This is a genomic window from Bacillus cereus (assembly GCF_002561295.1).
Classification (GTDB): domain Bacteria; phylum Bacillota; class Bacilli; order Bacillales; family Bacillaceae_G; genus Bacillus_A; species Bacillus_A cereus_S.
Window position 1 is genome coordinate 119603 of record NZ_NTUG01000021.1, and the last position, 12659, is coordinate 132261.

Sequence of the window (12659 nt, forward strand, 5' to 3'; positions counted from 1 at the left end):
CTATTCCTGCTCTGGGTCACGCAAGTAATACCCTACTCCACGTCTTGTTACGATTAAAGTAGGATGACTTGGATTATCTTCAATTTTTTCACGTAAACGACGTACTGTTACATCTACTGTACGTACATCTCCAAAATAGTCATAACCCCAAACTGTTTGCAATAAATGTTCGCGTGTCATAACTTGTCCTAAATGTTTCGCCAAATAATGAAGCAATTCAAATTCTCGATGTGTAAGTTCAATGCTTTCTTCTCGTTTGGTTACACTGTATGCATTCGGATTAATTACAATAGGTCCAATAACCATTTCTGTATTTTCTTCTTTTTCAGCTGAGCCACCTTGTTGATGACGACGCAAGTTTGCTTTTACACGCGCCAGTAATTCACGTGTACTAAATGGTTTTGTTACATAATCATCTGCACCAAGCTCTAATCCCAACACTTTATCTATTTCTGAGTCTTTTGCAGTTAACATAATAATTGGCATTTCAGAGCTTTTTCGTATTTCACGGCAAACCTCTAACCCATCTTTCCCTGGTAGCATAATATCCAATAAAACCATATCTGGTTGTTCCTCATTTGCCTTTTCAATGGCTTCGTCACCATCATGCGCCATCACAATTTCAAAACCCTCTTTTTCTAAGTTAAATTTCAAAATATCTGCAATCGGTTTCTCATCATCAACGACTAATATTTTCTTTCCCATCATTGTTTGTTTCCTCCTAATAAAAATATGGTCAATCATCCTCAAACATGTGCAGCTATCTGTATAGCGTATAATCAAACATTTGTAGCCTTTATTTGAGTCTTTTCTCCTCTATTCTCATAGAATCACGTATGATCCACATACAAGTGGAACACTATACAATCTACAGAAAAACCCCTAGCTTCAACTGCTAGAGGCTCCTCATTCTATTGTAAAATAACTACTCTCATTTGTAAAATTGAACAATATAAAAAGGATATTAAGTGGGCCCACTTAATATCCTGAGAGTGGCTCGGGACGGAATCGAACCGCCGACACGAGGATTTTCAGTCCTCTGCTCTACCGACTGAGCTACCGAGCCAAAACATATATATAAAACCACTAATGGTGGTATAAACAAAAGTGGCGGTCCCGACCGGGGTCGAACCGGCGATCTCCTGCGTGACAGGCAGGCATGTTAACCACTACACCACGGGACCACAAACATATATAAAAGAAATGACCCGTACGGGATTCGAACCCGTGTTACCGCCGTGAAAGGGCGGTGTCTTAACCACTTGACCAACGGGCCACGAAAAATAAAATGGTGAGCCATGAAGGACTCGAACCTTCGACCCTCTGATTAAAAGTCAGATGCTCTACCAACTGAGCTAATGGCTCATTCTCACCAACGTCATATTTTCGTGACGACAAGAGTTATCTTACCATAAATACTTTTATTATTGCAATACCTTTTTTATAAAAAAAGAAAAAACTCATTAGAGCATGAGTTTTTTCTAAAAAATCATTTTCTTATATCAATTAAGCTTCGTATACATTACGAACGATATTTGTTTGGTTACGATCTGGTCCAACTGAGAACATAGATAATTGGATTCCTGTTAATTCAGAAACACGCTCTACGTACTTTCTTGCATTTTCAGGAAGTTCATCTAATGATTTCACACCAGTAATATCTTCTGTCCAACCTGGAAGCTCTTCATATACAGGCTCACATTTCGCTAAAATGTTTAAGTTTGCTGGAACTTCATCGATAACTTCGCCATTGTATTTGTAAGCAACACAAATTTTAAGAGTTGGAATACCTGTTAGAACGTCGATAGAATTTAATGATAAATCTGTTAAACCACTAACACGACGTGCATGTCTTACAACAACGCTATCGAACCAACCTACGCGGCGTGGACGACCAGTTGTCGTTCCATACTCACGACCAACTTCACGAATTTGATGACCAATTTCATCATGAAGCTCAGTAGGGAACGGACCATCACCAACGCGGCTTGTATATGCTTTACATACACCCACAACGCGAGTAACTTTCGCAGGGCCAACTCCAGTTCCAACTGTTACACCACCAGCAATCGGGTTAGAAGATGTAACGAATGGGTACGTACCATGGTCAATATCAAGCATAACACCTTGTGCACCTTCAAATAATACACGGTTATTGTTATCTAATGCATCATTTAATACAACAGATGTATCACATACATATTGCGCAATTTGTTGACCGTACTCGAAGTACTCTTCGAAAATCTCTTCTACACTGAAACCTTCTGTATCGTACATCTTTTCAAACAAACGATTTTTTTCTACTAAATTGCGCTCAAGCTTTTCTTTAAATGCTTCACGATCTAATAAATCAGCCATACGGATACCAATACGAGCAGCTTTATCCATATATGCAGGACCGATACCTTTTTTCGTTGTACCGATTTTATTATCACCTTTACTTGCTTCCTCTACCTCATCTTGTTTTAAGTGATAAGGTAAAATAACGTGCGCACGGTTACTTACGCGTAAATTATCCGTACTTATACCACGATCGTGTAAGTATTTTAATTCTTCAAGCAATGCTTTTGGATCTACTACTAAACCATTTCCGATTACACAAATTTTTTCTTTATAGAAAATACCAGATGGAATTAAGTGTAATTTATATTTAACTCCGCCAAAGACAATTGTATGTCCCGCGTTATTTCCACCTTGATATCTTGCAACTACTTCCGCATGCTCAGAAAGAAAGTCAGTAATTTTACCTTTTCCTTCGTCGCCCCATTGTGTTCCTACAACTACTACTGAAGACATTATTCAAGCACCTCCGCAATTTTCAAACGAACTTTTCAAACAATATAATTGTACCAAAATGAAAAGAGAAGTCAATTTAAAAACGAACATTTTTTTATGTTTTATCTATTTCGTTCGTAAGAATTCTTTATTCACACGATGAAAGCCCTATCTTTTATTTATAAAAAAAGAAACACATCTTATTATAAGAAATGTGTTTCTTTTTTATACTTCTACTATGCCGGCGGTGCATGTCCATCCTCAAAACGTCGCTCTAAGTTTACGAATTTGTTAAATTCCTTCACGAATGCGAGCTCTACGGAGCCTACCGGGCCATTACGTTGCTTGGCAATAATAATTTCAATCGTGTTTTTATTTTCCGTTTCACGATCGTAGTAATCTTCACGATACAAGAATGCCACAATATCAGCATCCTGCTCAATACTTCCTGACTCACGAATATCAGACATCATCGGTCGTTTATCTTGACGAGATTCAACACCACGAGAAAGCTGAGATAAGGCAATAACAGGCACCTGTAGCTCACGCGCAATTCCTTTTAATGTACGGGAAATTTCAGATACTTCCTGCTGACGATTTTCGCCAGATTTCCCACTACCTTGAATAAGCTGTAAGTAATCAATTAAAATCATGCCAAGTCCCTGTTCTTGCTTTAATCTACGGCATTTCGCACGAATTTCACTAACTCGAATTCCTGGCGTATCATCAATATATATTCCAGCATTCGAAAGACTTCCCATTGCCATTGTCAATTTTGCCCAATCATCTGAAGTTAACGAGCCAGTACGAAGCCTTTGTGCATCAATATTTCCTTCCGCACAAAGCATACGCATAACAAGCTGATCAGCACCCATCTCTAAACTAAAAATCGCTACATTTTCATCTGTTTTAGTTGCCACATTTTGCGCGATATTTAGTGAAAATGCCGTTTTTCCCACCGAAGGACGGGCTGCCACGATGATTAAATCGTTACGTTGAAATCCTGCTGTCATCTTATCTAATTCAGTAAACCCAGTCGGTATCCCTGTAACTTCACCTTTTTGATTATGCAAAAGTTCAATTTTATCATAAGCATCTACAAGAACATCCTTAATATTTTGGAATGCTTTTGCATTTGTTTGATGTGATACTTCTAATATTTTTTTCTCCGCTTCATTTAGCAAGCCCTCTACATCATCTTCACGTTCATATCCATCTGATACAATATGAGTTGCTGTTCGGATCAAACGGCGCAAAAGTGCTTTTTCTGCAATGATACGCGCATAGTACTCTACGTTAGCAGCTGTCGGAACAGCCTCTGCTAATTCAGCTAAATAGGAAACACCGCCAACCTCTTCTAACAATCCCTGGTTAGCAAGCGCTGCTGTTGCAGTAACTAAATCAATTGGTTCCCCTTTATCAGAGAGTTCCAGCATAACCCCAAAAATCTTTTGGTGTGCTGTCCGATAAAAAGATTCAGGTAGCAGCAGTTCTGAAGCCGAAGTTAACCCATCTTGATCGAGGAAAATCGCCCCTAAAACCGCCTGCTCGGCCTCTATATTATGCGGAGGGGTACGATCAGCAAATGCATCACTCATACGCAATCCTCCTTGCCTAACTTATTTTTATTGTTCACTAACATGAACTTTTACTGTCGCTGTTACTTGCGGATGTAATTTTACAATTACATTTGTATATCCTAATGCACGAATTGCATCTTCCATTTCAAATTTACGTTTATCAAGTTTAATATTATGTGCTTTTTGCATTGCATCTACAATTTGTTTACTTGTAATAGAGCCGAATAGACGACCACCTTCACCGGATTTCGCTTTTAACTCTACAGTTAATTTCTCTAACGTTTCTTTTAATTTTTTAGCATTTTCGAGTTCAGCAGCTGCGTCTTTTTCCTCTTTACGCTTTTGTGCCTCTAATGTCTTCATACTACTGTTATTTGCTTCAGCAGCTAATCCTTGTTTTAATAAGAAGTTATTTGCGTAACCGTCCGGTACGTTTTTTACTTCTCCTTTTTTCCCTTTACCTTTTACGTCTTTTAGAAAAATTACTTTCATGATTGTGTGCCTCCCTGTAAATAGTCATCAATAACAAATTGAAGTTTCTCTTCTGCTTCATCCACCGTTATATTTTTCATCTGCGTAGCGGCATTCGTTAAATGTCCACCGCCACCTAGATTTTCCATAACTAGCTGTACGTTCACTTCTCCTAAAGAACGTCCACTAATTCCGATAAAGTTTTCCCCGCGTTTTGCGATAACAAAAGATGCAGTTACGCCTGTCATCGTCAACAACGTATCAGCCGATTGCGCAATTAACACTTGGTCGTAATACTCATCACCAACTACTTTGGCAATCGCAATTCCATTTTTATAAATGTAAGCATTTTGAATCGTTTTTGCAACTCGTAAGTACTGTTTCATATCTTCTTTCAGTAATTCTTGCACAAGAACCGTATCTGCTCCATGTGAACGTAGGTAAGAAGCTGCATCAAATGTACGAGCACCCGTCCGGAAAGTGAAGCTTTTTGTATCCACAATAATACCAGCTAATAATGCCGTCGCTTCTAACATTGTCATTTTTAAACGTTTCGGCTGATATTCAAGAAGCTCCGTGACAAGTTCGGCCGTTGAGGACGCATACGGCTCCATATATACAAGAAGAGGATCCTCAATAAAGTCTTCGCCACGGCGATGATGATCAATCACAACTACATTTTCAATCTTATGCAAAAGCTTTTCTTCCATCACCATCGAAGGCTTATGAGTATCAACAACAACAAGTAATGAATCATCTGTTGCAAATTCCATAGCCTGCTGTGGTGTAATAAAACGAGACCATAACTCCTCATTTTGTTTCACTTTATCCATTAAACGTTTAATACCTTTATCAGAATCATTCTCATCTAATACAATATACCCTTCACGTTCGTTTAACTGTGCTACTTTTAAAATCCCAATGGCGGCTCCAATTGCATCCATATCAGGGGCTCTATGACCCATTATAATAATATTACTGCTCTCTAGTACTAAATCTTTTAGTGCATGCGAGATAACCCTTGCGCGTACACGTGTACGTTTTTCAACTGGGTTTGTTTTACCACCATAAAATTTCACTTTACCTGTTGCTTGTTTAATTGCAACTTGGTCTCCACCTCGCCCTAAAGCAAGATCTAAACCAGATTGAGCCATTGCCCCAAGCTCTGATAAAGATAAATCCCCAGATCCTACACCAATGCTAAGTGTAAGAGGAATATTTCGTTTAGCTGTTTCTTCACGTACTTGATCTAAAATATCGAACTTCCCTTTCTCCATTTGTGTCAAAATACTTTCATTTAACACAACGAAGAATCGTTCAGAAGAAGCTCGTTTTAAATATGCACCATATTTGAGGGCCCACTCGTTTAAACGCGATGTCACCAAGCTCGTGATGTTCGTACGCAATTGATCATCCAACCCTTGTGTGACTTCATCATAATTATCCAAATAAATGACTGCGAGTACTGTACGCTGATCCTCATACATTTTCTCAATTTCCGTTTGCTCGGTTACATCAAAAAAGTAAATTAACTTTTCCTCTTTCCTTACAAACACACGAAACTTACGGTTATTTAACGATACAATATCATCAGCTGTTTCGCCTTTACTAAAGAGAAGTAAAGTTTCTGAAACATCATATAAATGCCACCCCGCTAAAGAATGCTGCCCCAAACAAGAAGACAAATAAGGATTTGCCCAATCAATTCCATAATCCTTATTGTATAACAAAATACCGATTGGCATTTGATTAAACGCCTCATTGCTAACCTTTTTTACCCTTGTAACCATATCCGTCGTATATTTTTCAAAATTCTTCTGAAAAACTAATTCAAATCGCACTACGAAAAAGAGTACAATACAAAAAACAAAAAAAGCAGCCACTCCCATTATCCAGTGAAAGTAACCAAGAACAACAATAAGTACAAACATAAAACAAGCCAATACATAAACAGGATATAAAAACCGCTGTCTCTTATAAAATTCAGGCATATATCCAACTCCTATAAAGTAAAACTAACACAAATTGAAAGTCATTTCATTCCATCATTAAACGCCCCAAAGTTAAACTCCCATCAAAAACTTACATTACGTAACAAATACAAATGGAAAATTTACATAAAACTTCAATTTTTAGTAGTAAAGAGCGTACAACCTTACCTACAAAATATCGGTGCGAAACAAGTAACAATGGGAATCCTACCAATTTCATGCCTCATTCTCACTTATTTTGGTTGTATTTTAGAACGTAACGAAGAGCCTAAATCAATTATACCTAAGATTGTCACGAGAGGAAATAACATCGGGATTATCATACATACAATGAAACTAAGAATAGGAACCATTTTTGTATGACCTTTTGCATACGCAAAAAAGGTTATAAATGCAAACCCTTGGAACACAAGCAGAAGTGAAAAAATAGCATATAAATTAGAAAATGCGACATGTGCATATGAATCTGATTCGACTTTCATAAATGTTGAAAGCAGAATAAATATAACATAATACCAAACAATACTTTTAGGTAATCGCATATCTTTAAACTTCGGCCATGACGCTATAGTATACTTCAATTTCTTTAAAACATTACCTGCTATCAATACTGTAATCCAAGAAGATATGAACGAAGCCATTACAAGCAAGCTCGGCAGAAGAGTTCGAAGCATATCACTAAATTGTCCTAACAAATCTTTTTGTTCTTGGTTAATCGGCGCACCAGCTGCCTTCATTATTTGTTCACTTTGTTCCATTCCTTGTTTAAACATATCTTGCATTTGCTTAAGAAAATCTATGTTAAAAAATTGTATACTCACAACATAAATCAATACAAAGTTAAGTAAATACGCAAGCGTTCCTACCAACAATATTTCCGTGGGTCCTTTTTTCTTCTTATACATATATCCTAAAGAAATACCTATTATACCTGACATGAACGTATTCACCAGGCTAAGTGGTGAGCTAACAATAATCGTAACCAGGAGTGATGCTCCAAAAAACATACATGTACTAGAAAACGGGTATCTTACCATAAACAATAAAAAGGGCAACGGCAATATAAATATTGCAACTGTACTTATAACAGGTACATATAAGAATGTTAAAAGTAAAACTGCATATACTGCTAACAGAGCTGCTCCTTCAGTAATAAGCCTTGTACGTTTCATAATTTACCTCTCTTTCTGAAAAGAAAAGCATAGCAAAATGCACAGTAGAGTCAGACTCTACTGTGCATTTCATACGCTATTATTCACCAACATATGGTAAAAGTGCCATTTGACGAGCACGTTTAATTGCAACTGTAAGTTTGCGTTGGTATTTTGCGCTTGTTCCTGTTACACGACGAGGTAAAATTTTACCTCGCTCAGAAACGAAACGTTTTAATAAATCAACATCTTTATAGTCGATGCGAGTGATGCCGTTAGAAGTGAAGAAACACACCTTACGACGTTTCGCACGTCCACCTTTGCGTCCTGCCATGTCTATTTCCCTCCATTCTTTGTTAGAAATAACCGATCTATACCATTAGAATGGTAAATCGTCGTCCGAAATATCAATCGGTTGACCTACATTTGAAAACGGGTCGTCATTCTTTGTAAATCCAGAGTTACCTGAGTTACCTGAATTACCAGATTGACCAAATGGGTTAGAGCCTTGGTTACCGTAACCAGCTCCTGATGGTTGCTGATTGAACGAACCGCGTTGCTCCCCACCGCCATTACGCGGCTCTAAAAATTGTACGCTCTCCGCAAGAACTTCTGTTACATATACACGTTTACCGTCTTGTCCATCGTAATTACGAGTTTGAAGACGTCCATCTACGCCTGCTAAGCTACCTTTTTTCAAATAATTTGCCACGTTTTCTGCTTGTTTACGCCATATTACACAATTAATAAAGTCAGCTTCACGCTCACCTTGTTGATTCGCAAATGCGCGATTCACAGCTAACGTAAAAGTAGCTACCGCAACACCATTAGGCGTGTAACGTAAGTCAGGGTCCTTAGTTAAGCGACCAACGAGGATAACACGATTCATCAATCGAACCACTCTCCCTATATATCTTAATTATTTTTCTTCTTCTTTAACAACGATATGACGAAGGATGTCTTCGTTGATCTTAGCTAAACGGTCGAATTCGTTAATCGCTTCTGCGTTAGAATTCACGTTTAAGATCATGTAGAAACCTTCACGTAAGTCGTTGATTTCGTAAGCTAAACGACGCTTACCCCACTCTTTTGTGTTAATGATTTCTGCACCATTGTTTGTTAAAACACCTGCGAAACGTTCAACTAAAGCCTTTTGAGCTTCTTCTTCAACGCCAGGACGAATGATGTACATAATTTCGTATTTTTTCATTACACTTTCACCTCCTTTTGGTCTAAACGGCCCATAATGGGCAAGGAGCAATTAATTATATAGTAATTACTCACGAGTTTAGATTATATCATAGTAAGTTAGATGAATCAACTAACCAATACATAAAAAACTTGGCAAACATATGATAGGTTCACCAAGTTGATATCTCTATTTTTTCCTAGGAAATATTGATTTACACGTTAAAACGGAAGTGCATAACATCTCCATCTTTTACGATGTACTCTTTTCCTTCTAGACGTACTTTTCCTGCTTCTTTAGCAGCTGTCATAGAACCATTTTCCATTAAATCGTTATATGAAACTGTTTCAGCACGAATAAATCCACGTTCAAAGTCCGTATGAATAACACCAGCACATTGAGGTGCCTTCATGCCTTGTTTGAACGTCCATGCACGCACTTCTTGTACACCAGCTGTGAAATAAGTAGCTAGGCCTAATAAGTCGTATGCAGCACGAATTAACTGATCTAAACCAGATTCTTCAATCCCTAACTCTTCAAGGAATACTTTTTTCTCTTCCTCATCTAGCTCAGCAATTTCCGATTCAATTTTTGCACAAACAACAATTACTTGTGAATTTTCATTTGCTGCAAATTCTTTTACCATCTTTACATATTCGTTTTCAGATGGATCCATAATATCATCTTCACTTACGTTAGCTACATAAAGCATTTCTTTTGTTGTCAATAGGTGAAGTCCTTTAACAATCTTCATTTGTTCGTCTGTAAATTCAACAGTACGAGCTGGTTTCCCCTCTTCGAATGCCTCTTTTAAACGAACTAAAATTTCGTGCTCATATACTGCTTCTTTATCTTTTTGTCTCGCTAATTTTGCCACACGTTCAATGCGTTTATCTACAGATTCTAAATCCGCTAAAATCAATTCTAAATTGATCGTTTCAATATCATCAATCGGATCTACTTTTCCTGAAACGTGTGTAATATTTTCATCTTCAAAACAACGAACAACTTGGCAAATCGCATCTACTTGGCGAATATGAGATAAGAATTTGTTTCCTAGTCCTTCACCTTTACTTGCACCCTTTACGATACCTGCAATATCAGTAAACTCGAATACAGTTGGAACAGTTTTTTTCGGTTCAACTAGTTCTGTTAATTTATTTAAGCGTTCATCTGGTACCTCTACAATCCCTACGTTCGGATCAATTGTACAGAATGGATAGTTTGCAGATTCTGCTCCTGCTTGTGTAATTGCATTAAATAATGTTGATTTCCCTACGTTTGGTAAACCAACAATCCCAGCCGTTAATCCCATATTTTTCACTCCTATGTCTCAATCTTCCATCATTATAGATAGTAACGAATAAAATGACAAGTTCCCTAAAAGTCAAAAAAAGTAACAGCCACCTAAGGAGACTGTTACTTTTTCTCTATTCTTCGTGCCTTACAAGAACTTTTTTCACCTTACGATCAAACTCTCTTCGAGGAATCATTACCGAATGGCCACATCCCTCGCACTTAATGCGGATATCCATTCCCATACGAATAATTTTCCAACGATTTGCACCACACGGATGGGCCTTCTTCATCTCCACAACATCGTACAAGTTATATTGCTTTTGTTCCACTCTTCAAACTCCCCCTCATCATTAATTTGCTTTTTGATTCACTAGCTCTTGACGATTATATAAAACCATATGTGGATATGGAATCTCAATGCCGTGTAAATCAAGGCGATTTTTAATTTCCTTACGAAGTGCCCTTGCGGTAGGAGCATGCTGCATTGGTTCTACTTCAGCAATTACTCGGAGGACAACTTCAGATGCGCCAAGTGTTTGAACACCTAATAATTGTGGTGTTTCTACCATTTGCTCGTATTTTGCTGGTAATTCTTCTAATAACTCTTCAATGATTTGCTCTGCACGTGCGATATCACTATCATAGGAAATCGATACATCGACAAATGCAACGCTATTACTAACAGAAAAGTTCGTCACTTGTACAATACTTCCATTAGGTAAAATATGAATTTCTCCTGTCCAACTTTTTATCTTAGTTGTACGCAATCCAATTTCTAAAACTACACCCTCAACTTGACCGATACGAACATAATCACCTACTGAAAACTGATCTTCTAATAAAATAAACAACCCTGTAATAACATCTTTCACTAAACTTTGAGCACCAAAACCGACTGCTAAACCGATAACCCCAGCCCCTGCTAGTAATCCAGCTGCATTTATACCAAATACACCCAAAATTGCAACTAGCATAATGAATATAACAACGTATGCTACAATATTTTCAAGTAATTTTGCTACCGTAACCGTACGACGCTCTGAGATTTGAATTGGTGAACGACTTCCCATATGAAAAGCCTTCCTTACAATCGCCCTTGCGATACGTACTACAATCATACCTGCTACTAAAATAACTAAAATCTTTAACGTTACAATCCCGATATACTCCCAGCGATTTGAGTCCATTAAATATTGCATTAATGTATCAAACCATTTATTTAATACATCCATACCATTCTACCTCTCCAATACAATTTTCTTTTTTATTCACCCTTTATTGTATCAGAAGTTCTCACTATTTCTGAAAAAAATTTATACTCTTATTTACGTTTGTTTTACCTTGATCTAGGTATAAAATGGAACGAATATATATATACTAGTACTATTATTTCTAGCTCCATAAAGTGACGCTTGAATCAAAGCAAAGTACTCCTCGCTCCTATTGATTATAAGCCGCAAAACTTTTTGCCTCTATCAAATTTTAGTAGTATTACTGTTCTCACATAGAGGGATACAAACTTATAATTTTCTATTTGAAATACAAGCTATACTTAAAAACTTTACAGTGAATCATAAAATTTATCAAAAGGATGGATGATTCATGAATATAAGAAATTTCCGCTTGCCTTTTTTCGAAAAAGAATCTCAAAATGTTATGCATCATGATTTAGAAGCTTGTACAACAATTAGTGATTTTCTCCTCTCACACATACCCATCGATGAAATGAGACCTCTCAGTATAATTTGTATCGGAACAGACCGTTCAACTGGCGACGCGCTTGGACCGTTAGTTGGATCTAAATTAGAACAAATGAACATTCAAAATTTCCACGTATTTGGTACACTTGATGAGCCAATTCACGCACTAAATCTCGAAGATAATATTCAGAATATACAAACTTCTATTCCTGATTCTTTTACTATTGCAATTGATGCTTGTCTTGGAAAATCTCAAAGCATTGGTTCCATAACTGTCGGTGAAGGACCTAGTAAACCTGGAGCAGCAATGAATAAAAAGTTACCAGCAGTTGGTGAACTCCACATACATGGTATCGTAAATTTAAATGGTTTTATGGAGTTTTTCGTCCTACAAAATACAAGATTAAGTCTCGTTATGAAAATGGCAGATGTCATTGCTCAAAGTATAAAAGAAACAGACCAAAAATTATCCGCATTAAAAAAAGCAAACCATCTATAAATAA

The 12659-nt window shown here is 37.2% G+C and carries 13 protein-coding genes and 4 tRNA genes; 1 reads left to right on the forward strand and 16 read right to left on the reverse strand.

Annotated elements, in window-relative coordinates; genetic code table 11:
• From walR to CN373_RS14645, 16 genes are all read right to left on the reverse strand, one after another.
• Complete coding sequence (gene walR / locus CN373_RS14570) at positions 1 to 708, reverse strand: cell wall metabolism DNA-binding response regulator WalR (RefSeq protein ID WP_000971870.1); 708 nt, start codon at positions 706 to 708, stop codon at positions 1 to 3.
• A gap of 285 nt (positions 709 to 993) precedes the next feature.
• Positions 994 to 1066, reverse strand: a tRNA-Phe gene (locus CN373_RS14575).
• 42 nt (positions 1067 to 1108) lie between these two features.
• Positions 1109 to 1184 (reverse strand) — tRNA-Asp (locus CN373_RS14580).
• Positions 1185 to 1204: 20 nt separating this feature from the next.
• Positions 1205 to 1276: transfer RNA gene (locus CN373_RS14585), tRNA-Glu, on the reverse strand.
• A 13-nt stretch (positions 1277 to 1289) separates the two neighbouring features.
• Positions 1290 to 1365 (reverse strand) — tRNA-Lys (locus CN373_RS14590).
• Positions 1366 to 1506: 141 nt separating this feature from the next.
• Complete coding sequence (locus CN373_RS14595) at positions 1507 to 2796, reverse strand: adenylosuccinate synthase (protein ID WP_000100219.1); 1290 nt, start codon at positions 2794 to 2796, stop codon at positions 1507 to 1509.
• A 215-nt stretch (positions 2797 to 3011) separates the two neighbouring features.
• Positions 3012 to 4373, reverse strand: a complete 1362-nt coding sequence (gene dnaB / locus CN373_RS14600) for a replicative DNA helicase (protein ID WP_001278149.1) — start codon at positions 4371 to 4373, stop codon at positions 3012 to 3014.
• Between the two features lie 27 nt (positions 4374 to 4400).
• On the reverse strand, positions 4401 to 4847 hold the full coding sequence (gene rplI, locus CN373_RS14605; protein WP_098359590.1) for a 50S ribosomal protein L9: 447 nt from the start codon (positions 4845 to 4847) through the stop codon (positions 4401 to 4403).
• On the reverse strand, positions 4844 to 6817 hold the full coding sequence (locus CN373_RS14610) for a DHH family phosphoesterase (RefSeq protein ID WP_098359591.1): 1974 nt from the start codon (positions 6815 to 6817) through the stop codon (positions 4844 to 4846). Before CN373_RS14610 ends, rplI begins: the two co-directional genes overlap by 4 nt.
• Positions 6818 to 7050: 233 nt before the next feature.
• Entirely contained in the window at positions 7051 to 7989 is a 939-nt protein-coding gene (locus CN373_RS14615) for a YybS family protein (RefSeq protein ID WP_098359592.1), read from the reverse strand.
• A gap of 79 nt (positions 7990 to 8068) precedes the next feature.
• Positions 8069 to 8302, reverse strand: a complete 234-nt coding sequence (rpsR, locus tag CN373_RS14620; RefSeq protein ID WP_000918874.1) for a 30S ribosomal protein S18 — start codon at positions 8300 to 8302, stop codon at positions 8069 to 8071.
• A gap of 45 nt (positions 8303 to 8347) precedes the next feature.
• Positions 8348 to 8860, reverse strand: a complete 513-nt coding sequence (gene ssb, locus CN373_RS14625) for a single-stranded DNA-binding protein (RefSeq protein ID WP_098359593.1) — start codon at positions 8858 to 8860, stop codon at positions 8348 to 8350.
• Positions 8861 to 8887: 27 nt separating this feature from the next.
• Positions 8888 to 9178: a 30S ribosomal protein S6 gene (gene rpsF, locus CN373_RS14630; protein ID WP_000759745.1), complete on the reverse strand. Its 291-nt coding sequence runs from the start codon at positions 9176 to 9178 to the stop codon at positions 8888 to 8890.
• Positions 9179 to 9371: 193 nt separating this feature from the next.
• Positions 9372 to 10472 (reverse strand): redox-regulated ATPase YchF, encoded by a 1101-nt coding sequence (gene ychF / locus CN373_RS14635; protein WP_000524655.1) that lies wholly within the window; start codon positions 10470 to 10472, stop codon positions 9372 to 9374.
• Between the two features lie 115 nt (positions 10473 to 10587).
• Entirely contained in the window at positions 10588 to 10785 is a 198-nt protein-coding gene (locus tag CN373_RS14640) for a DUF951 domain-containing protein (protein ID WP_000436049.1), read from the reverse strand.
• A gap of 21 nt (positions 10786 to 10806) precedes the next feature.
• Positions 10807 to 11688 (reverse strand): mechanosensitive ion channel family protein, encoded by an 882-nt coding sequence (locus CN373_RS14645; RefSeq protein ID WP_000382823.1) that lies wholly within the window; start codon positions 11686 to 11688, stop codon positions 10807 to 10809.
• A gap of 370 nt (positions 11689 to 12058) precedes the next feature.
• On the opposite strand from CN373_RS14645, the gene yyaC reads away from it, so the two are divergent.
• Positions 12059 to 12655 (forward strand): spore protease YyaC, encoded by a 597-nt coding sequence (gene yyaC / locus CN373_RS14650; RefSeq protein ID WP_001026251.1) that lies wholly within the window; start codon positions 12059 to 12061, stop codon positions 12653 to 12655.
• Positions 12656 to 12659 lie beyond the last annotated feature (4 nt).